Annotated in this window: 16 protein-coding genes; 7 read left to right on the forward strand and 9 right to left on the reverse strand. The window is 76.0% G+C overall.

Going from position 1 to position 21,258, the window contains the following annotated elements; all coding sequences use genetic code 11:
- Positions 1-104: 104 nt before the first annotated feature.
- Both BIV57_RS17785 and BIV57_RS17790 read right to left on the reverse strand, forming a co-directional pair.
- A complete protein-coding gene (locus BIV57_RS17785) occupies positions 105-929 on the reverse strand; it encodes an inositol monophosphatase family protein (RefSeq protein WP_071657830.1) in 825 nt (274 codons plus the stop codon).
- A gap of 43 nt (positions 930-972) precedes the next feature.
- The gene (locus BIV57_RS17790; protein WP_071657831.1) at positions 973-2,148 is read right to left on the reverse strand and encodes a ferrochelatase; all 1,176 of its coding nucleotides are present in this window, start codon (positions 2,146-2,148) and stop codon (positions 973-975) included.
- A gap of 182 nt (positions 2,149-2,330) precedes the next feature.
- Here BIV57_RS17790 and BIV57_RS17795 point away from each other — a divergent pair, with 182 nt between their 5' ends.
- On the forward strand, positions 2,331-3,677 hold the full coding sequence (locus BIV57_RS17795; protein ID WP_071657832.1) for a D-arabinono-1,4-lactone oxidase: 1,347 nt from the start codon (positions 2,331-2,333) through the stop codon (positions 3,675-3,677).
- Between the two features lie 19 nt (positions 3,678-3,696).
- Here the strand turns inward: BIV57_RS17795 and BIV57_RS25295 are convergent, their stop codons facing one another.
- On the reverse strand, positions 3,697-4,887 hold the full coding sequence (locus BIV57_RS25295; RefSeq protein WP_175548786.1) for a hypothetical protein: 1,191 nt from the start codon (positions 4,885-4,887) through the stop codon (positions 3,697-3,699).
- A gap of 384 nt (positions 4,888-5,271) precedes the next feature.
- Here BIV57_RS25295 and sepH point away from each other — a divergent pair, with 384 nt between their 5' ends.
- Positions 5,272-6,513 carry a septation protein SepH gene (gene sepH, locus BIV57_RS17810; RefSeq protein ID WP_071657835.1) on the forward strand — a complete coding sequence of 414 codons (1,242 nt, stop codon included), beginning with the start codon at positions 5,272-5,274 and terminating at the stop codon, positions 6,511-6,513.
- Between the two features lie 59 nt (positions 6,514-6,572).
- Here the strand turns inward: sepH and BIV57_RS17815 are convergent, their stop codons facing one another.
- Positions 6,573-7,415, reverse strand: a complete 843-nt coding sequence (locus BIV57_RS17815) for a sulfurtransferase (RefSeq protein ID WP_071657836.1) — start codon at positions 7,413-7,415, stop codon at positions 6,573-6,575.
- Positions 7,416-7,543: 128 nt separating this feature from the next.
- Between BIV57_RS17815 and BIV57_RS17820 the strand changes: the two genes are divergently transcribed.
- The gene (locus BIV57_RS17820) at positions 7,544-8,362 is read left to right on the forward strand and encodes a VOC family protein (RefSeq protein WP_071657837.1); all 819 of its coding nucleotides are present in this window, start codon (positions 7,544-7,546) and stop codon (positions 8,360-8,362) included.
- Here the strand turns inward: BIV57_RS17820 and BIV57_RS17825 are convergent.
- A complete protein-coding gene (locus tag BIV57_RS17825; protein WP_079170436.1) occupies positions 8,290-11,913 on the reverse strand; it encodes an ABC transporter ATP-binding protein in 3,624 nt (1,207 codons plus the stop codon). The two genes, BIV57_RS17820 and BIV57_RS17825, sit on opposite strands and share 73 nt — an antisense overlap.
- Positions 11,914-12,111: 198 nt before the next feature.
- Here BIV57_RS17825 and BIV57_RS17830 point away from each other — a divergent pair, with 198 nt between their 5' ends.
- Together BIV57_RS17830 and BIV57_RS17835 are read left to right on the forward strand one after the other, a co-directional pair.
- Complete coding sequence (locus BIV57_RS17830) at positions 12,112-13,161, forward strand: M4 family metallopeptidase (RefSeq protein WP_071657838.1); 1,050 nt, start codon at positions 12,112-12,114, stop codon at positions 13,159-13,161.
- Between the two features lie 19 nt (positions 13,162-13,180).
- Entirely contained in the window at positions 13,181-13,465 is a 285-nt protein-coding gene (locus BIV57_RS17835) for a protealysin inhibitor emfourin (protein WP_071657839.1), read from the forward strand.
- Between the two features lie 42 nt (positions 13,466-13,507).
- On the opposite strand, the gene BIV57_RS17840 is transcribed toward BIV57_RS17835, so the two are convergent.
- The 4 genes from BIV57_RS17840 to BIV57_RS17855 form a co-directional block, all read right to left on the reverse strand.
- On the reverse strand, positions 13,508-13,765 hold the full coding sequence (locus BIV57_RS17840; protein WP_071657840.1) for a DUF5302 domain-containing protein: 258 nt from the start codon (positions 13,763-13,765) through the stop codon (positions 13,508-13,510).
- A 94-nt stretch (positions 13,766-13,859) separates the two neighbouring features.
- Positions 13,860-15,074 carry an alkaline phosphatase family protein gene (locus BIV57_RS17845; RefSeq protein ID WP_071657841.1) on the reverse strand — a complete coding sequence of 405 codons (1,215 nt, stop codon included), beginning with the start codon at positions 15,072-15,074 and terminating at the stop codon, positions 13,860-13,862.
- Positions 15,075-15,084: 10 nt separating this feature from the next.
- Positions 15,085-15,675 (reverse strand): DUF5998 family protein, encoded by a 591-nt coding sequence (locus BIV57_RS17850; protein ID WP_071657842.1) that lies wholly within the window; start codon positions 15,673-15,675, stop codon positions 15,085-15,087.
- A 79-nt stretch (positions 15,676-15,754) separates the two neighbouring features.
- The gene (locus BIV57_RS17855) at positions 15,755-18,895 is read right to left on the reverse strand and encodes a GNAT family N-acetyltransferase (RefSeq protein WP_071657843.1); all 3,141 of its coding nucleotides are present in this window, start codon (positions 18,893-18,895) and stop codon (positions 15,755-15,757) included.
- A 112-nt stretch (positions 18,896-19,007) separates the two neighbouring features.
- Here BIV57_RS17855 and BIV57_RS17860 point away from each other — a divergent pair, with 112 nt between their 5' ends.
- Together BIV57_RS17860 and BIV57_RS17865 are read left to right on the forward strand one after the other, a co-directional pair.
- Positions 19,008-19,292, forward strand: a complete 285-nt coding sequence (locus tag BIV57_RS17860; protein ID WP_071657844.1) for an HPr family phosphocarrier protein — start codon at positions 19,008-19,010, stop codon at positions 19,290-19,292.
- An 89-nt stretch (positions 19,293-19,381) separates the two neighbouring features.
- Complete coding sequence (locus BIV57_RS17865; protein WP_071657845.1) at positions 19,382-21,136, forward strand: AMP-binding protein; 1,755 nt, start codon at positions 19,382-19,384, stop codon at positions 21,134-21,136.
- The last annotated feature ends 122 nt before the right edge of the window (positions 21,137-21,258 follow it).

Genomic DNA, 21,258 nt, shown 5'->3' on the forward strand with positions numbered 1-21,258 from the left:
TCACCCGCGCAGTTCCCCGCGCCCCTGCGGGGCACGTCAGCGGCGCGTCGACGGCTCCGCCGCGCCGTCAGGGGCGCGGGACCGGCCCGCTCCGGGTGCGTGTCCTAGTCGTGCCACGCGCCGAGTTCGTCGAGGGTGTCGTGGAGTTGGTCGTAGAGGCCCGGCGCGGACGTCAGTGCGAACTCCGCGTCGGGCTCGGGGACCCGGCGGCCGCCGGCCCGCGCGCCGGCCTCGCGGGCGATGAGGACGCCCGCCGCCAGGTCCCACGGGTTGAGGCCGCGCTCGTAGTGCGCGTCGAGGCGTCCGGCGGCCACGTCGGACAGGTCGATCGCCGCGGAGCCGCCCCGCCGGATGTCCCGCACCCGCGGGATCAGCGTGCGGGCCACCGCCGCCTGGCGGTTGCGGCGTTCCCGCAGGTAGCCGAAGCCGGTGGCGACCAGCGCCCGGTCCAGCCGCGGCGCGGGACGCACCGCCAGCCGCCGCTCCTTGCCGTCCGGGCCGGTGAGGAACGCCCCGCGGCCGCGCACCGCGCGGAACACCTCCCCGCGCATCGGCACCTCGACGACGCCGACGACCGTGCCGTCCGCGTCCTCCGCGGCCACCGAGACCGCCCACTCGGGCAGCCCGTAGAGGTAGTTGACGGTGCCGTCGAGCGGGTCGACGACCCAGCGCACGCCGCTGGTGCCCTCCCGGGACGCGCCCTCCTCGCCGAGGAAGCCGTCGTCCGGGCGGAGCGCCGAGATCTCCTGGACCAGGAGCTTCTCGGCGGCGATGTCCATCTCGGTCACGACGTCGGTGGGGCTGGACTTGGTGTGGTCGACGCCGAGGTCGTCCGGGCGGCCGTCGCGCAGCAGCGCGCCCGCGCGGCGCGCCGCGTCGAGCGCGACCGCCAGCAGCTCGTCGGGATCGGGCCGGGCGGGTGCGGGCATGGCTGCTCTCCTCGGTTGTCCGCGGTCGGGTCGGCGGGCCCCGTCAGTCAACCCCGGCGGCCGCGCGGCGGGGCTCCGGCGCGCCGGGGCGGCGCGGCGCGGGGCAGCATCCGGCCGGGCAAAGGTCGTGGCTGGGGCCGAGCGCGCCGAGCGCGCAGCGGCGCGGCTTCTCGCCGCGCTCGGCGGCGGCCCGCTCCAGCACCAGCTCGCGGACGGCGGCGGTGAACCGCGGGTCGGTGCCGACGGTGGCCGCGCGGGCGACCGGCAGCCGCAGCTCCCGGGCCTTGGCGGTGGCCTCGGTGTCGAGGTCGTAGACGACCTCCATGTGGTCCGAGACGAAGCCGATCGGCACCATCACCGCTCCCGGGACGCCGTCGTCGTGCAGCGCCTCCAGGTGGTCGCAGATGTCCGGCTCCAGCCACGGGATGTGCGGGGCGCCGCTGCGGCTCTGGTAGACGAGCTGCCAGGGCCGGCGGGTGCCGGTGGCCTTGCGGACGCCGTCGGCGACCAGCCGGGCCACGTCCAGGTGCTGGGCGACGTAGGCACCGCCGGGGTGGCCCTCGGCGCGCGCCGGGTCCTCCGGCGCGCCGGAGGTGTCGGCCGCGGAGGTGGGGATGGAGTGCGTGGTGAAGACGAGGGGCGCGTGCTCGCGCACCGCGGCGGGCAGCTCGTCCAGCGCGGCGAGGACGTTGTCGACCATGGGTTCGACGAAGCCGGGGTGGTTGAAGAAGTGCCGCAGCTTGTCGACCGTCAGGGGCGCGGTGCCCTCCGGCCCTTCGGAGGCTTCGCCTTCGGCGGCGAGGGCGTCCAGCGACTCGGCGAGGTTCTCGCGGTACTGGCGGCAGCCCGAGTACGACGCGTAGGCGCTGGTGGCGAGGACGAGCACGCGGCGGACGCCGTCCGCGGCCATCGCGCGCAGCGTGTCGGTGAGGTACGGCTCCCAGTTGCGGTTGCCCCAGTAGACCGGCAGATCGACGCCGTGCGCGGCGAAGTCCTCGCGGATCGCGGCGAGCAGCCGGCGGTTCTGCTCGTTGATCGGGGACACCCCGCCGTACCGGAAGTAGTGCTGCCCGACCTGTTCCAGCCGTTCTCGGGGGATGCCGCGGCCGCGGGTGACGTTCTCCAGGAACGGCACCACGTCCTCGGGCCCCTCGGGGCCGCCGAAGGACAGCAGCAGGAGCGCGTCGTAGGGCGAGACTTCGGATCGGGCTTCGGGCATGCCCCCGATCCTGCCATCCCGTCCCGCCGGGCCCGGAGCGGGGCATACCGGGACGCCGGCCGCCGGCCGCCGGCCGGGACACGGTTCGGCACAACCCCTACCGAGGGGTAGCGGTTTTGGGCAGGATGAGCGCCACCCGGCGGCAGCAGCGGAGCCGCCCCGGATCGAGGAGGCCAGAGGGTTTGAGCACCACGAAACCTCACCCGGTTCAGCGACCCCGCTCCGGGTCGCGATGGTCCAACTGGGCGGGCAACCAGTCGTCGGAGCCGCGGCGGGTGGTCGTCCCGGGCAGCGCCGGGGAGCTCGGCGCGGCGGTCCGGGAGGCGGCGGAGGCCGGGCAGCCGGTGAAGGCGGTGGGCTCCGGGCACTCCTTCACGGCGGTGGCGCTCACCGACGGGGTGCAGGTGCGGCTGGACCGGATGGCCGGGCTGCGCCGCCTGGACCGGGAGGCCGGCACGGTCACGGTGGGCGCGGGCATGCCGCTGCGCACGCTCAACCAACTGCTGGCGGCGGAGGGCCTGTCGCTCACCAACATGGGCGACATCATGGTGCAGACGGCCGCGGGCGCGGTGAGCACCGGCACGCACGGGACGGGCCGCGACTCGGGCTCGATCGCGGCGCAGCTGCGCGGCATGGAGCTGGTGCTGGCGGACGGCACGGTGCGGCGCTGCGGCCCGGACGGCGACGAGGAGGAGCGGGAGCTGTTCGCGGCGGCCCGGGTCGGGCTGGGCGCCCTGGGCATCGCCACCGAACTGACGTTCGCGGTGGAGCCGATGTTCCTCCTGGAGGCCCGCGAGGAGCCGATGGCCCTCGACGAGGTCCTCGACCGATTCGGCGAACTGGTGTCCGACAACGAGCACTTCGAGTTCTACTGGTTCCCGCACACGGACCGCACCAACACCAAGCGGAACAACCGCACGGAGGGCCCGCGGAATCCGGTCGGACGAATTTCCGGTTTCCTCGACGACGAGGTCCTTTCGAACGGCGTGTTCGAGGTGGCGAATCGGCTCGGACGGCTCGTCCCGTCGACGATCCCGTCCATCGCCCAGCTCTCCAGCCGGGCGCTCTCCGCCCGCAGCTACACCGACGAGGCCTACCGGGTCTTCACCAGCCCGCGCCGGGTGCGGTTCGTGGAGATGGAGTACGCGCTGCCGCGGGAGGCCGCGGTGGAGGCGCTGCGCGAGGTGCGCGCCGCGGTGGAGGGGTCCGGGTGGCGGATCAGCTTCCCGGTGGAGGTGCGGGTGGCGCCGGCCGACGACATCCCGCTCTCCACGGCGAGCGGCCGGGACTCCGCCTACATCGCCGTGCACATGTACCGCGGCACGCCGTTCCGGGAGTACTTCGAGGCGGTGGAGCAGATCATGGTCGGCCACGGCGGCCGGCCGCACTGGGGCAAGCTGCACAGCCGGGACGCCGAGTACCTGGCCGCGGCCTATCCGCGGTTCGGCGAGTTCACCGCGCTGCGCGACCGGCTCGACCCGGACCGGCGGTTCGGCAACGCCTACCTGCGGCGGGTGCTGGGCTCCTGACCCGGACCCCGGACAGGACCTAGTTTCCGGTGGTCGGGGCGGGGGTGGCGCCGGTGCCGGCGGCGTCCTCGCCGCTGCTGCCGGAGTTGCCCGAGCCCACCGAGCCCTCCCCCGAGGTGGCGCTGTCGGTCGGGCGGCCGCCGCCCGACGCGGTCTCGGAGGGCGTCGGCGTCGGGGTGCTGCTGCTCCCGCCGCCGGAGCCGCCGCCGGTCCCGGCGCTCGTCGAGGGGGACGGGGTGGACGTCGTCCCGGTGCCGCCGGAGCCCGAGCCGGTGCCGGAGGTGTCGGTGGGGGTGGGCGTCGGGGAGGGGTCGTGGGTGCGGCCGCTCTCGCCGCCGACGGTGCGTCCCACGGTGGTGCCGCCGCCGTTCTTGTTGCCCCACCAGCCGGACATGCTGGAGCCGGAGAGCGCCTCGATCAGCGTGATGATGCCCATCGCGAGGACGAAGACGGCGACCGCGGTGGCCAGGTAGACGACCCAGCGGGGGCGGCGCCGACGGGCGGGCTCGCCGGCGACGGACGGGGCGTCAGGGCCGCCGGGGCCGTCCGGCGCGCCGGCGGCGTCGAGCAGGACGGTGGCGTCGGGGTCGGGTCCGGCCTGGTCGGACGGTTGGGGGAGCAGGGCGGTCCGGTCCAGCAGCACGGTCTCGTCGGCGGACGCCGGAGATCGGTCCTCCTGGTCGTCGGGCTGCTCCTCGGCGGGACGCGGCGCGGCCGGGTCGATCCGCGGGATCAGCATCCGCTGGTCGTGGACGGTCCCGGCGGCGGGCGCGGGCGCGGGCGCGGGGGGCTTTTGGCTGGGCCTCGGGGCCGGTGCCGGGGTCGGGGCAGGCCTGGGGACGGGGGCCGGCTCGGGCGGCGCCTGGGTGGGCGCGGTGCGCGCGGGCGCGTCCGTCACCTTGGGGAGGGGGCGGGTCGGGCGGCTGTGCAGGGACGTCTTGACCAGGCCGGTGAAGACGCCGCCGCGCAGGCTCTTCGAGGCGCGCTGCGCGGCCCGCTGGTAGAGCGCGGTGCCGACGGTGGCGACGATGCTGACCACCCCGGCGCCGATCAGGGTGCCGTAGACGCCCGCGAACGAGGCCATCGCGGCGGCGGTGACGGCCGCGAGCGCGCTCGCCACCACCTGGGAGAGGCTCAGTTCCAGCCGCTTGCCGCCGCCTTTGACGCGCTCGTTCGCGCCCGTCTCGTCTGTCGTGTCCCTGTCCGCCATCAACATCCCCTGAACGCCTGCATTGATCAAGGATGAGCAGATTGCCCGGACGAGTGCCAAACCGATCGGGACCACGGCGGCGAACTGTGAAGATGCTCACGCGCCTGTCCAGCCGACACGCGGCCCCACGAGGCCAAGCGGAGCGCGATCGTCAGGTTTCCCCGGAACGGCCGAACGGCGAGCCGCGTACCCTTCTGCTCCAAATGGAGTACTGTTCAAGCTCCGGTAGCCGGGCCGGAGTTGCGGTTCGGCATGCCCAATGCACGGAAAGGGAGAAACCGTGCCATAACGGCGCGTCAGAAATGGCTGAAGCTGCCGGATAACTCTGCAAGGTTGTGGCAAGCCGCAGCGGGGCAAGTCACACTCGTTACGGGAGCGGCGCAGGTGACGTCGGCAGGCACCACCCGGGAGGTCCCTATGCCCGAACTGCGTGTCGTGGCCGTCAGCAACGACGGCACACGCCTGGTGCTGAAGTCTGCCGACGCCACGGAATACACCCTTCCGATCGACGAGAGACTCCGCGCCGCGGTCCGCAACGACCGCGCGCGCCTCGGGCAGATCGAGATCGAGGTCGAGAGCCACCTGCGGCCCCGCGACATCCAGGCGCGCATCCGCGCCGGGGCCAGCGCCGAAGAGGTCGCCCAGATGGCGGGGATCCCCGTCGAGCGGGTGCGCCGCTTCGAGGGCCCGGTGCTCGCCGAGCGGGCGTTCATGGCCGAGCGGGCGCGCAAGACGCCGATCCGGCGTCAGGGCGAGTCCACCGGTCCGCAGTTGGGCGACGCGGTGGCGGAGCGGCTGATGCTGCGCGGCGCCGAGAAGGACTCCGTCCAGTGGGACTCCTGGCGTCGGGACGACGGCACCTGGGAGGTGCTGCTGGTCTACCGCGCCGGTGGTCAGCCGCACTCCGCGAGCTGGTCGTACGACCCGCCGCGGCGGCTGGTCCAGGCCAATGACGAGGAGGCGCGGGAGCTGCTCGGCGAGTCGCCGGAGCGGCCCGAGCCGTCCTTCCCCTTCGTCCCGAGGATCGCGCGGCTGCCGCGCGGCCGGGACCGCGACCGCGAGCGGGAGCGGGAGCGCGACCAGGGGCCGGCGGCGCAGGCGCCGGCGGCCGGCACGGTCACGGACGCTCCCCCGGAGCGGCCGGCCGCGGAGCCGACCGCCGCGCCGGAGCCGAAGCAGCGTCCCGAGCGGCCGGAGCGGCCCGCGGCGGCGAGCGAGACGGGCGAGCGCGACTCGCTGACCAGCCTGCTGGAGAGCGTCCCGAACTACCGGGGCGACCTGGAGCGTTCCGAGCCGGCCGCCTCGGCCCCGCCGGAGACCGAGCCCGAGGCGGCGCCGAAGCCGGCGGCCGCGGCGAGCGGCGGGGCGGCGGTGCCGTCCGTCGAGCGGGTGGAGCGTGCCGATCGGGAGATGCCGGAGCAGCGGCAGCAGGCCGCGGGCTCGGGTGCGGGGGCCGCGTACGCGGACATCCTGATGCCGCGGTCGGCGGTGCCGCACCGGGATCGGCTGCGGGGCACGACGGATCGCCAGGCCGAGGCGGACGGTGTCCGGCCCGGCCGCCGGGCGACGGTGCCCAGCTGGGACGAGATCGTCTTCGGCAGCCGGCGGAAGAAGTCGTCGGAGTAGTCCTCTGCCGTCCCCTCGCCCCGGCGCTCCGCTCAGGCGGGCGCCGGGGCGAGGTGCTGCTACGGCGTCGGGCCGGTGGCGACCTTGCGGGCGGGGTCGGAGGACCACTCGCTCCAGGAGCCGACGTAGAGCGCCGCGGGGATGTCCGCCAGGGCCAGCGCGATGACCTGCTGCGCGGCGGAGACGCCGGAGCCGCAGTAGACGCCGACCGGGGTCTGCGTCCCCGCCTCGGCGCCCGCGGCGGCGAACCGCTCGACGAGCTCGGGGACCGGGCGGAAGCGCCCGTCCGCCGCCATGTTCCCGGCCGTCGGGAGCGAGCGGGCGCCCGGGATGTGGCCGGCCACCTTGTCGATCGGCTCGACCTCACCCCGGTACCGTTCCGCCGCACGGGCGTCGAACAGCAGTCCGGTGTGCGCGAGTTCGACGGCCGCATCCGCGTCCAGCAGCGGCATGCCGCCGGGACGGGGCTCGAAGTCGCCGTCCTCGGGCTCCGCGGGCTCGGTGCTGCCGGGCAGGTCCTGGGCGGTCCACGCGGCGTAGCCGCCGTCCAGCACGCGGACGTCCGGGTGGCCGAAGTAGCGCAGCGTCCACCAGGCGCGGGCCGCGCCCATCCCGTTGCCGCCGTCGTAGACCACCACCGGGCGGTCGGCCGTCACGCCCGCGCGGCGCAGCGCCGCACCCAGCACCGCGGGGTCGGGCAGCGGGTGGCGGCCGGCGGCGCCGGGCTCGCCGGCCAGCGCGCGGTCCAGGTCGATCCAGTGCGCGCCGGGAATGTGGCCCGCAGCGTAGTCGATCGATCCGGAGGGGCCGTTGAGTTCGTAGCGGATGTCGAGGAGGACCGGGGGCTCGTCGCCCTCGATGTCGACGATCAGCTCCTGGGGGGTCGTCAGCAGCGTGGCCATGGTGGCGAGCGTACGCCGCGCGGGGTCGGGCGTCCGCACGCCCCCGGCGTGCCGGGGCGGGTGCGGAGGGCCGGACGGGCAGGCTGGTCCGTGAGCGGTAACCGGCGAGCGACGAGGAGCGTGCGGACGTGGTGCAGGTCGAGAACCGTCGGCGGCCGGGGACCCCGGCCTGGGTGGGGCTGATGAGCCATGATCCGGCGGCCGCGCAGGACTTCTACGGCCGCCTGCTGGGCTGGGACTTCGAGCCGGGCCCGGCCGAGCTGAGCGGCTCGGTGTCGGCGACGCTGCGCGGGCTGCCGGTGGCGGGGCTGGGCCGGATCCCCGCGGATGCGCTGCCCTCGATGTGGACGGCCTACCTCGCGGTGGACTCGGCCGACGGCACCGCCGACGACATCCGCTCGAACGGGGGGACGGTGGCGGTGGGCCCGCTGCAGCTGGGGCGGATGGGGCGGCGGGCGGTCGCCGCGGACCCGCTCGGCGCGGCGTTCGGGATCTGGGAGGCCGAGGAGTTCCTCGGCTCCGAGGCGGCCGGCGAGCCGGGGACGCTGGCCTGGTGCGAGCTGCTGACCGGTGACGCGGAGGTGGCGGGCGCCTTCTACCGGGCGGTCTTCGGGCTGGAGCCGGAGCGGGTGCAGGGCGAGCGGGAGTCGGATCGGGCGGACGGCGGGCGGGAGCGGGCGGACGGCGGGCGGGAGGATCTGGTGGCGCTGCGGGCCGGCGACCGTCCGGTGGCGTGGATCCGCGGGGTCGGGGACGCCGCGAAGGCGGTGGGCCCGCGCTGGTTGACGGTCTTTCGGGTGGCGGACGCGGACCGGGCGGCGGACCTGGCCTCCGAGGCGGGCGGCCAGGTCCGGTTGCCTCCCTACGACACCCGCTACGGGCGGATGGCCGGGCTGGAGGATCCCGACGGGGCGCTGTTCGAGGTGGTGGGACCGCTGCCGATGTAGGCGCGCCACAGATCGGCGTAGCGGCCGCCGCGGGCGAGCAGCTGGTCGTGGCTGCCGTCCTCGGCGAGCCGGCCGCCGTCCAGGACGAGGATGCGGTCCGCGGCGCGGGCGGTGTCGAGGCGGTGGGCGACGATCACAGTGGTGCGCCGCCTGGACAGCTGTGCGACGGCGCGGGCGACGCGGGCGTCCGCCTCCGGGTCGAGGACCGCGGTGGCCTCGTCGAGGAGGAGCACGTCCGGGTCGACGAGCTCGGCGCGGGCCAGCGCGATCAGCTGGCGGGTGCCGGCCGGGAGTTCGGCGCCGCCCGTGTCGCCGAGCGGGGTGGCGTAGCCGTCCGGCAGCGCCGCGATGGCCTCGTGGGCGCCGACCGCGCGGGCGGCGCGGACCACCTCGTCATCGGTGGCGTCCGGCCGGCCGTAGGCGACGGCGTCCCGGACGGTGGCCCGGCCGGGCGGCAGCACGGCGGCGGCGAGGTGCGGCTCCTGGAGGACGATGCCGAGCCGGCGGCGGTGCGCGTCCGGGTCGAGGGTGCGCAGGTCGCGTCCGTCCGCGAGGACGCTGCCGGCCGACGGGTCGTGGAACCGGGCGAGCAGCTTGACCAGCGTGGACTTGCCGGCGCCGGTGGCGCCGACGACGGCGACGCGGGTGCCGGGGCGGATGGTCGCGGTGAGCCCGCTCAGCGCGGGGGCGGTGGCGGCGGCACCGGGGTAGCTGAACCGGACGTCGCGCAGGGCGAGTTCGGTGGGGGTCCCGGCGCGGTCCGGGTCCGGGGGCGCGGCGTCCGGGAGGGCCGGGACGGCGGGCCGGGTCTCCAGCAGCGCGCGGACGGCGCGGGCGCCGACGGCGGCCTTCAGGTAGTCGTCGAGGGTGGCGGAGAGCGACGCGACCGGCTGGAAGAACATCGCCAGATAGGCGACGAGAGCGGTGACGGTGCCGGCGGTGACCGTGCGGCCGGCGAGGCCGGGCGCGGCGAGGATCAGCACCAGCGCGGTGCCGGCATCGGTGAGCAGCCAGGTGAAGGCGACGGTGAGGGAGAACGCGGTGTTGCCGCGCAGCTGGAGCCGGCGGCGTTCGTCGGCGAGTGCGGCGAAGGCGGCGATGTCGTGGTCGGCGCGGCGGAAGAGGTGGACGGTGCGCAGGCCGTCGAGGTTCTCCTGGACGCGGGCGTTGGCCTCGGCGAGGCGCTTGCGCGCGGCGCGGTGGGCGCGGAGGGCGCGGGCGCGGTACCAGGTGGTGGCGGCCGCGACGACGGGGACGAGGGCGGGGGCGGGCCAGGCGAGGGCCGGGTCGAGGGCGAGGAGGGCGGCGAGGGCGCCGGCGGCGGTGAGCAGTTGGGCGAGCACGGTGGGGAGGGAGTTGGCCCGGAAGGAGGTGACGCTGTCGACGTCGGCGGTGAAGCGGGTGAGGGCGGCGCGGTCGCTCTGGCCGGGGTCGAGGGCGGTGAGGTGTGCGAAGAGCCTCCGGCGGGTGGCGGCGGCGCGGGTGTGGGCGGCGGTGCCGGCGGCGGTCGTGGCGGCGGCGGTGGAGATCCACAGGACGCCGGCGGCGAGGGCCGCGGCGGCGGTGGCGAGGAGGAGGGTCGCGGTGGCGTGGGGGCTGTGGGCGAGGGCCCCGTCCAGGCCGCGGCGCAGTGCGAGCGGCCCGACGAGGGCCGCGGCGGCGGAGACCGTGAGCAGCGCGGCGGCCTTCGCGGCGCCTCCGCGGCGGCGCTTCGCGCGGGGTGGGGTCGGTGCGGGGTGGATCGGCGAGTCCGCGGTGGCCTTCGCCGCCCCTCCGCCCCGGCACCCCGCCCGGGGTGGGGGCGGTGCGAGGTGGACCGGCGAGTCCGGGGTCGGCGCCGCGCCGGCGCGAGGCGCCTGGCTCGCGGTGGCCGGCTCGCGGGGGGTGTTGGAGGCCGGTGGGAGGTGGATGACTCGGTCGGCGAGCGACAGCGTCGTGCGGCGGTGGGCTATGAGCAGGACGGTGCGGCCGCGGAGCAGGCCGCGGAGGGTGGCGTGGATGCGCTCCTCGATCTGGGCGTCCACCGCCGAGGTCGCGTCGTCGAGGACGAGCACGTCCGGGGCGGTGAGCAGCGCGCGGGCCAGCGCGACGCGCTGGCGCTGGCCGCCGGAGAGCGTCATGCCGCGCTCCCCCACCATCGAGTCGTACCCGTCGGGCAGGCGTTCGGCGAACTCGTCGACGCCCGCCGCGTGCGCCGCCTCGACCACCGCGGCGCGGTCCGCGGCCGGGCGGCCGTAGGCGATGTTCTCGGCGATGGTGCCGGCGATCAGGAAGCCGTCGTCGAGCACCGCGCCGATCCGCCCGCGCAGCGCGTCCAGCGCGGTGTCGCGGACGTCCTGACCGCCGATCAGCACCCGTCCCGCGTCCGGGTCGATCAGCCGGGGCAGCAGCAGCGCCGCGGTGGTCTTGCCGGAGCCGGAGGGGCCGGTGAGGGCGACCGTCTCGCCGGGGCGGATCTCCAGGTCCAGGCCGTCGAGGACGGCCCGGCCCGCGTCGTCCCGGACGGTCACGCCGTCGAAGCGGACGCCCAGCGGCCCGTCCGGGAGGGGCCGCGCGCCCGGCCGGTCGATGATCCGCGGCCGGGCGTCGACGATCTCCAGGACGCGCCGCAGCGCGATCGCCGCGCGCGGCAGCAGCCCGGCCATCGCCGCGAGGATCCGCACCGGGCGCAGCGCCATCGCGAGGTACGCGCCGAACGCGGCGAACGTGCCCGGGGTGACGTCCCCGCGCAGCACCAGCCAGCCGCCCAGCAGCAGCACCCCGGCCTGGCCCAGCGCCGGGATCGCCTGCAGCGCCGAGCCGGTGCCCGCCTGCAGCCGGACCAGCCGGAGTTGCGCGGCCAGCTGCGCGTCGACGGCGGCGCCGTACGCGTCGCGCTCGTGCTGCTGGCGGCCGAACGCCTGCACCACCCGCATCCCGCGGACGGCCCGCGCCACCCGGCCGGCGGCCGCCGCCGACGCCCGCGAGGCGGTCAGCTGCGCCGGGGGGTTGAGCCGCCGGGAGCGCCGCACGAAGACCACCGCCGGCGCCATCGCGGCGAGCGCGACGACGGACAGCAGCGGGGCGAGCACCACCATCGCCACCAGCGAGAACCCGCACAGCACCAGGTTGCTGACGAGCACCGGGAGGTCGGCGACAGCCAGCCGGACGAGCGAGATGTCGCCGGTCATGCGCCCGAGCACGTGACCGGGCTCGCGGAGGCCGGCCGGGCGGCCGTCCAGGCGTTGCAGCGCGGCGAACGCGTCGACGCGCAGGTCGCGTTCGACGCCGGAGGCGAGCCGCTCGGAGGCGTACCGGGAGGCCGCGGAGGCGGCGAAGCGGACCGCGGCGAGGACGGCGAGCAGCGTCAGCCAGGGGGCGAGCGGCGCGCGGTGGGCGCTCAGCGCCGCGTCCACGACATGCCGGACGATCAGCGGCGGGACGACGCCCAGCAGGCTGGGCAGCGGGACGGCGGCGAGGCCCGCCAGCGCGCCGGGGTGGCGGCGGAGGTAGCCGAACATGCGGGCGGCCGGGCCCGTGCGGGACGGGCGGCCGATGCGGAATGGGCTCATAAAAAATGCCCCCCGCTCCTCGTGGTGCACGGTGAGGAACAGGGGGCTGCCGCTTGCTACTAATAATTATACCACATCGCTGCATCCACCATCTGACGGCACATCAAATCGCGCATGTGTTCACGGGACTTGACGGACCTTTCGGACATCGTCGTCACGGGTCGTGACAGCGATATGACGGCGTGCCAGATTCTGGGCATGACCGAGTCGACCAGCCCGACCTTCTGCACCATCGTCCCGCCGCACATCCTCGAGCGACTCGCCGTCCACACCGAGGAGACCGCGGCGATCGCCGCCGCCGCCCGCACCACCCTGGAGCACGACGCGATGCGGCGCACCCGCCGCACCCTCGCGCTGCCGGCGGCTCCCGGCACCCCCTCCGACACCCCGGACCGGACGATCTACACGGCCGACCACCGCCAGGTCGAGCCGGGGAAGAAGGTGCGCGGCGAAGGAGACCCGGCGGTCGCCGACCAGTCGGCGGACCGCGCGTACACCGGACTCGGCGCCACCTTCGAGTTCTATCTGAAGGTCTTCGCGCGGCACTCGATCGACGACGCGGGGCTGCCGCTGGACGCCACCGTCCACTACGGGCGCAACTACGACAACGCGTTCTGGGACGGCAAGCAGATGATCTTCGGGGACGGGGACGGCACGATCTTCCTTGACTTCACCATCCCGCTGGACGTCATCGGCCACGAACTGACCCACGGCGTCACCCAGTACTCCGCCGGCCTCGACTACCAGGACCAGTCCGGCGCGCTCAACGAGTCGGTCTCGGACGTCTTCGGCTCGCTGATCAAGCAGTTCAGCCTCGGGCAGAGCACCGCCCAGGCCGACTGGCTGATCGGCGCCGGGCTGCTCGCCCCGAGTGTGCACGGCGAGGCGCTGCGCTCCATGAAGGCCCCCGGCACCGCCTACGACGACCCGCGGCTCGGCAAGGACCCGCAGCCCGCCACCATGGACGGCTACGTCACCACCACGTCCGACAGCGGCGGGGTGCACATCAACTCCGGCATCCCCAACCACGCCTTCTACCTGGTGGCCGCCGCGCTCGGCGGCAACGCCTGGGACAAGGCCGGCCCCATCTGGTACCGGACGCTGACCGGCGGCGGCCTCGCCCACGACGTGGACTTCGCCGGCTTCGCGACCGCCACCCTCGCCGCGGCGCAGGCGCTGTACGGCGCCGGCCCGGAGCGGGACGCGGTGGCCGCGGCCTGGACGCAGGTCGGGGTTCCGGCCAAGTGAGCCGGGGGATGATGGCCCCATGCGGATCGCGGTGACGCGCAGCGGCGGCTTCGCCGGGCTCACCCGGCGGGCCGTCCTGGAGACGGCGGGGCGGCCCGACGGGGCGCGCCTGGAGGGGCTCGCCCGGCGGGCGGTCGCCTCGGCGCCGGCGGAGGGCGGCGGCCCGGGGCACGGTGTCCCGGACGGCTTCCACTACGAGATCAGCGCGGCAGGCCGAACGGCCCGCTGCGCCGAGAAGTCCCTCAACGAGGCGCAACAGGCCGTGGTGGACGCGGTGTTGCGGGACGGCGATCCGCTGCCCTGAGCGGCAGCGCCCCGGGCGGCGGGGCGCCGTCCCCGCGGATCGTCAGCCGCTCTTGCGGCGGAACTCCCGCTGCGGGACGGCCGGACCGTGCTGGCCGCCCTTGGCCTTGCCGCGGCCGTCGGCGTGCCCTTCGGCGGCGCCGTTGGCCTGGTTGGCGTTCTTTCGGGCGAGGGCCTCCCGGAACTTGCGCTTGACATCGTCGGCGCCGGGCGCGGGCTCCGGGTTCTCGGTGCTGCCTGCGGCGGCGGTGCCGGACGCTGCCTCGGGGCTGCCCGGTTTGCCGGAATCTGATCCAGTCATGGGCTCAGCGTGCCATGAACCGGCGGGACTTGCCGAGGATTATCGCTTCGCCCGGCGCCGCGGCGCGTCGCATCCGCCCCGGCGGACTCCCACGTCAGGTGCGTACCTCGAGGAGCGGGACGAGCCGGTCGGAGGGCGCCAGCGAGCCGTGCATGCCCACCATCGCCGTCTCGTTGGGCTCGGTGACGGAGGCGACGACGGCCACCGCGTCCCGGGCGGCGGCGATGACGTCGCCGATCCGGCCCAGCACCCGCTTGTCGACCTGCGGCCCGAACCATCCGGCCGCGACGGCCTGCTGGCGGGACGCCACCCAGAACCGGTCGCCGAGCACCTCGCTCCACACCGCGAGCACGTCGCGCTCGCCGCCCGGCACGGCGTAGACATGGCGGGCCCGGCCCTCGCCGCCCAGCAGGGCGACGCCGGCGCGCAGCTCCCAGTCCTCGTCGAAGTCGATGCGGTCCTCGGGGTCGGGGCCGATGTCCACCATGCCGTGGTCGCCGGTGATGTAGAGCACCGAGCGGGGCGGCAGCGACTCGGCGAGGCGGCGGGCCAGCCGGTCGACGGTGTGCAGCTGGGCGCGCCAGGAGTCGGAGTCGACGCCGAGCCGGTGGCCGGTGCCGTCCAGGTCGCTGTAGTAGGCGTAGACCAGGCTGCGGTCGCCGGCGGCGAGCCGCTCGGCGGCGAGGTCCATCCGCTCCTCGCCGGTGAACCGGCCGTGGAAGGAGCCGCCGCTGAGGGCGACCCGCGTCAACGGGGTGTCGGCGAACTCCGGTTGGGAGACCTGGCAGGTCTCGATCCCGGCGGCGGCCGCGCGGCGGAAGAGCGTCGGGTACGGCTGCCAGGCGCGCGGGTCCTGGTGGGGGCGCCAGCGCAGCTGGTTCATCAGCCGGTTCTCGCCGGGGATGGCGACCCGGTAGCCGACCAGGCCGTGCCGGCCGGGCGGCAGGCCGGTGCCGACGGAGGCCAGCGAGGTGGCGGTGGTCGACGGGAAGCCGGTGACCAGCGGGGCGCCGCTGCCCGCGAGGGAGCTGGGCAGCAGCGAGGTGAGGAACGGCGCGTCCTCGGGGTGGGCGCGCAGCTGCTCCCAGCCCAGGCCGTCGACCAGGAAGACGCAGGCGCGGTCGGCGGGCGGCAGCGCGAAGGACGGCGCGGGGCCGTCGCCGTTCGACACGGGCACGCCGAGGCCGGCGAGCACCGCGGGCAGCAGGTCGGCGAGGGTGCCGCCGCCGTACGGCGGGACGGGCGCGGTGAGCGGGTCGAGCGGCGCGGGATAGGGCTCCGGGTCCGCGGGGAGGTGCGGCGGTGTCATGCGGCGCGCGTCATTCGGCGCGGGTGGTGGCCGCGGTGAGCGCCTTGGCGAAGACGAGGGTCTGGGCGACCGTCTCCGGCCCGTCGGCGGCCTCGCTCACCCGGACGGTGAGGTCGTCGGCGGTGGTGGAGCCGGTGTAGCCGTGGTCCGCCTCGCAGTTGGGGTCGGGGCAGTCGGCGGGCTCCAGGTCGATGCGGCTGACGCCGCCCCAGTTGACGGTGAGCAGCACCTCGCGGGGCGGGGTGCCCGGGGTGTAGGTCTCCGGCGAGGCGACGACCCGGCTGACCACCACGCCGGTGATGCGGCCGATCTTGACGCTCTCGGTGGAGGTGCTGGCGTAGCCGCCGGCGCCCTCGGCGGCGGTCTCGTCCGGGTGCTCGTCGGTGTGGCTGACGATGAACCGCGTCGGGGTGAGGGCGAGGACGGTGATGTGGCGGCGCACCTCGGCGGAGTCGAAGGTCGTCTCCTGGTAGACGAGGTAGGAGAGCACCTCCTCGGCGCCGACGGATTCCTGCACCGCCTCGGCGACCAGTGCCGGGTAGTACCCGCTGCGCTCGATCGCGGCGCGCAGGCCCTGCGTCGTCGTACCGCTTTTCGCCATGTCTCCTGAATTCCTCGCTGCCGGTCCTCCAGCGTCAGCGTACCGGGCATCCGGGTGGGCGGGATTCGGGCGGCCCGGCTCAGAATCCCCGCAGGGTGCGGGGGCCGAGGTCGGTGCGGGCGGGCGCGGGCGCGAGCCGCACCTCGGCGTCGAGGACGGCGACGCCGCGGCGGGCCACGACGACCGGCTCCAGGCGGACGGAGACCACCTCGGGCAGATCGTGGACCAGGACCGAGAGGCGGAGCAGCACGTCCTCCAGGGCGTCGGTGTCGACGGGGTCGGCGCCGCGGTGGCCGAGCAGCAGGGGCGCGCCGCGGATGCCGCGCACCAGCGCGGCGACCTCGCGGTCGGTGGCCGGGAGGAGGCGGTGCGCGATGTCGCCGAGCAGCTCGGAGGGGGCGCCGGCGAGGCCGAAGGAGAGCACGGCGCCGACCGCGGGGTCGACGGTGGCGGCGACGGCGGTGGGCACGCCGCGCGGGGCCATCGCCTGGACGGCGAGCGCCGCGGCGGCGGGCCCGCCGAGCGCCTCCGTCATCTCGCGGTGGGCGCGCAGCAGTTCGGCCTCGTCGGTGAGGTCGAGCCGCACCCCGCCGAGATCGGCCCGGTGCCGCAGCGCGGGGGCGGTGGTCTTCAGCGCCACCGGGAACCCCCCGACCTCCCCGGCCGCGGCAACGGCCGCCCGCCCGTCCGGGGCAGGCACCGCAGGCCACACCCGCACCCCGTAGGCCCCGAGCAGCGCGCCGGCGGCGGCGCTGTCGAGCGCGACGGCGCCGACGCCTGCGGCCGACGGCTGCGCGGCATCGTCACCGCCGCGGGAGCCGGGGCCGCGCGCGGCCCGATCCGCCGCACCCGAGGGGTCCTCCCCTGCCTGCCGGGCGACCGCGCCGGGTGGCTGCGCGCCGGCGTCCGTCGCGGGACGAGGCCGTGGCCGACTGCCGGCCTCCTCGCCGGGCTGCCGGCCGGCCGCGCCGCGCGTCCACCCGGCAGCGGAGTCGCCACTGCCGTCCGCGGCCGACGGCTGCACAGCGGCATCGCCTTCACGGCCGGCAACGCCGCGTGCCGCGTCGGCCGCGGACCGGTCCGCCGTCCCGCCGGAGCCCTCGCCCGCGTCCCGGCCGGCCGCGCCGGGCGGCTGCGCGGCGGCGGCGCCGGGGTGCGGGGCCGCGGTGCGGAGTGCGTCGCGGATGAGGGTGCGGGCGGTGGGTTCGTCGAAATCGTCGAAGTCGGGGACGGTGCCCGCGGATTGTTCGGTGCGGCGCCACGCCGCATAGCGGACGGCCTCGGCGAGGGCGCGGGCCGCGCGCTCCGGCGCCGGGTACGCCGGCACCGCGCGGAGCGCCGAGCCGTCGGCGCCGTGCCGGCGGAGCAGCTCGGAGAGCCCGTCGAAGGCCATGTGCACCAGCAGCAGCGGCTTGCCCAGCTCGCGGGCGCGATCCGCCGCGGACGCCACCGCGTCCAGCAGCGGGCCCGGGTCGGCCCCCGCCGGAGGCCCCAGCAGCGCGCCCGCCGGCCCCGCCGCCGGGGCGTCGCCGAACGCCGGGACCGCCACCGCCAGCACCGCGTCGTGCCCCGGCGACTCCACCGCGGCCCGCAGCGCCGCCGCGAAGCCGTCCGCGTCCGACGGCACCTGACGGGTGATCGGCCGCAGCCCTGCCCCGATGCAGGCGTCCTCCGTCAGCAGCCCCACCGACTCCGAGTTGCCCACCACCGCCACCCGCTCCCCGTCCGGCAGCGGCTGATGGTGCAGCAGTTCCGCCGCGTCCCACAGCTCCGGCAGGGTGTCCACCCGGATCACCCCGGCCTGCCGGAAGAGCGTGTCCACCGTGGAGTCCGCGATCGGCGCGTCGCTCACCGCGTGCCCCGTCGGCACCGTCCCCGGGTGCCGCCCCGCCTTCACCACCACCACCGGCTTCACCCGCGCCACCCGCCGCGCCAACCGGGTGAACTTCCGCGGGTTGCCGAAGGATTCGAGGTAGAGGCAGGCCACGTCGGTGCGCGGGTCCTCCTCCCAGAACTGCAGCAGGTCGTTGCCGGAGACGTCCGCCCGGTTCCCCGAGGAGACGAACGACGACAGCCCGATCCGCCGCCGGTGCGCCGCCGAGAGCGCGGCCAACGCGATCGCCGGGGACTGCGTGAAGAGGCCGATCCCGCCGCGGTCCGGCGCGTGCGGCGCCAGCGACGCGTTGAGCCGCACCTCCGGATCAGTGTTGATCAGCCCCAGCGCCGCCGGCCCCACCAGCCGCATCCCGTGCGCCCGCACCAACCGGACGAGCGCGCGCTGCCGGTCCAACCCCTCCGCGCCCGCGTCCGCCCAGCCGGTCGCCGCCACCACCAGCCCCTGCACGCCGTGCGCCCCGCACGCCGCCGCCACGTCCGGCACCTCGGCCGCCGGCACGGCCAGCACCGCCAGGTCCAGCGGACGCGGCACCAGCTCGACCGACCCGACCGCCGGCACGCCCTCCAGTTCGGCGTCCCGCTGCCCGGCGAAGGCCCGGTTCACGGCGAAGACGTCCCCGGTGAAGCCGCCCGCCAGCAGGTTCCGCAGCAGCGTGCGGCCCAGCCCGTCCGGCCCGCGGCCCGCGCCGACCACCGCCACCGAGCGCGGGTCGAGCAGCCGGTGGACGGACCGCGCCTCCGCGCGGTGTTCGCGGGCGCGCATCACCTCCAGCTGGGTGTCGGTGGGCTCCAGGTCGAGCTCCAGCGAGACCACCCCGTCGCCGAAGCTGCGGCGCTGGGTGTAGCCGGCGTCGGTGAAGACCTTCACCATCCGCCGGTTCTCGGGCAGCACCTCGGCGTCGAACCGCCGGATGCCGCGCTCCCGCGCCGCCGCCGAGATGTGCTCCAGCAGCGCGGAGGCGACGCCCCGGCCCTGGTGGGCGTCCTGGACGAGGAACGCCACCTCTGCGGTGTCCTCGAGGTTGGGCAGCCGGTCGTATCGGACCACCGCGATGAACTCGTCGCCGACGGTGGCGGCGAGGCCCACCCGGTCGACGTAGTCGTGATGGGTGAACCGGTGCACGTCGCGGTCGGAGAGACGCGGGTACGGGGCGAAGAACCGGAAGTACTTCGACTCGTCCGACACCTCCGCGTAGAACTCCACCAGGCGTTCGGCGTCATCGGGCCGGATGGGCCTGATGTGCGCGGTGCCGCCGTCGCGCAGCACCACGTCGGCCTCCCAGTGCTCGGGATAGCCGGGGACGGTACCGTCGGGTTTCTCCACGATGCCAGCCTAGGACTCCCCGGGCGGCGGGCCGTGGGACGTCCAACCTTGTGACGCCGTGTGAAACTGGTCCCCTGATCATCGGTACCCCGAACCTGGAAAGGCACCCGCCATGGCTGAGCGCCGAGTCAACATCGGCTGGCCCGAGGGCCTGCACGCCCGCCCGGCGTCCATCTTCGTGCGCGCGGCGACCGCCGCGGGCGTCCCCGTCACGATCGCCAAGAACGGCTCGAACCCGGGGAACCCTGTGAACGCCGCCAGCATGCTCGCGGTGCTGGGCCTGGGCGCGGAGGGCGGCGAGGAGGTCGTGCTCGCCTCCGACGCGGACGGCGCGGACGCCGCCCTCGACCGCCTCGCCAAGCTGGTCTCCGACGGCCTCGACGAGCTCCCCGAGTAGGCGACGCCCCGTCAGGGGCGCGGCACTCCCGCGCCCCGCCGCGTCCTCCCCATTGTCCGGCGCGTCCGGGTCGTGCCACGCTGCCGACCATGGACGACGGCATCCGGAATCCCGCGGCCACCGAAGCCTTTCGGGCTGCCCGCGACCATCTGCTCGCCCACGAGGGCGACCTGACGGGGGCCCGGCAGCTGCCCCGGCCCGACCTCACCCGCTTCGGCGGCCCCGGCCGCTTCAACTGGGCGCTGGACTGGTTCGACGTCCTCGCCGCCGAGGAGGGCAGCGCCGAGCGCGTCGCCCTGCGCGTCGTCGACCTCGACGCGGACGGCACCCTCACCTCCGAGACCGCCCTGACGTTCCGCCGGCTGGCGGACCGCTCCGACCGCACCGCGAACTGGCTGCGCGCCCGGGGCGTGCGCCGCGGCGACCGCGTCCTGCTGGTGCTCGGCAACCGCGTCGAGCTGTGGGAGGCGCTGCTCGGCGCGATCAAGCTGGGCGCGGTGGTCGTCCCCGCCACCACCCTGCTCTCCGCCGACGACCTCGCCGACCGGGTGGCGCGCGGCCGGGTCGCGCACATCGTCGCCGAGTCGGAGCTGGCGGACCGCTTCGCGGCCGTCCCCGCATCCGTCACCCGGATCGCGGTGGGCGAACCCCGCGCGGGCTGGCTGGACTTCGCGGACGCCGCGAACGCCCCGTCCGGGTTCGAGCCGGACGGCCCCACCTCGCAGGACGACCTGCTGCTGATGTACTTCACCTCCGGCACCACCGCGCTGCCCAGCGCGGTGGCGCACACCCACGCCAGCGGCCCGGTCGGGCATCTGTCGACGATGTACTGGCAGGGCGTCCGCCCCGGCGACGTGCACCTCAACATCTCCTCCCCCGGCTGGGCCAAGCACGCCTGGTCGAGCCTGTTCGCGCCGTGGAACGCGGGCGCGACGGTGCTGGTGGTCAATCAGCCGCGGTTCGCCGCGGGCCCGGTGCTCGACCAGATGGTGCGCTGCGGGGTGACGACGTTCTGCGCGCCGCCGACCGTGTGGCGGATGCTGATCCAGGAGCGGCTGGACCGCTGGCGGCCGGTGGTGCGCGAGGCGATCGGCGCGGGCGAGCCGCTCAACCCGGAGGTCATCGAGCAGGTGCGGGAGGCCTGGGGGGTGACGATCCGGGACGGCTACGGCCAGACGGAGACCACCGCGCAGATCGGCAACGCGCCGGGCGCGCCGGTGAAGCCCGGCTCGATGGGTCGGCCGCTGCCGGGCTGGACGGTGCTGCTGATCGACCCGACCACCGGCAAGGAGGTGGACGGCCCGGGCGTGGACGGCGAGATCTGCCTGCCGGCGGGGGCCGACCAGATCGGGCTGATGGCCGGGTACGTCCGGGACGCCGACGGGCCGCCGGTGCCGAGCACGGCCGAGGACGGGCTGCACCACACGCGGGACATCGCGTCGCGGGACGCGGACGGGTACTTCACCTATGTCGGGCGCACCGACGACGTCTTCAAGTCCTCCGACTACCGGATCTCGCCGTTCGAGCTGGAGAGCGTGCTGCTGGAGCATCCGGCGGTGGCCGAGGCGGCGGTCGTGCCGGCGCCCGACCCGGTGCGGCTGGCGGTGCCCAAGGCGTATGTGACGCGGACGGCGGGCGCGGCGGCGGACCGGGAGACGGCGCGTTCGATCCTCGCGCATGTGCGCGACCGGGTCGCGCCGTACCGCAGGGTGCGGCGGCTGGAGTTCGTCGACGAGCTGCCGAAGACCGTCTCCGGCAAGATCCGCCGCGTCCAGCTCCGCGCGCAGACGCCCGCGGCGTCGGAGTTCACCGAGGACCAGCTCTTCGGCGGCGCGCGGGAGTAGGCGCGGCCGCGGAGCGGGAGCGCGGGCGCGGGGACGGCGGCCGAGTCACGGCATCGCCGTGCTCACCCGCGCGGTTCCCCGCGCCCCTGGCGGGCCCGCCGTCGTCAAGACGACGCGACCCG

The organism is Mangrovactinospora gilvigrisea, assembly GCF_001879105.1.
GTDB classification, from domain to species: Bacteria; Actinomycetota; Actinomycetes; order Streptomycetales; family Streptomycetaceae; genus Mangrovactinospora; species Mangrovactinospora gilvigrisea.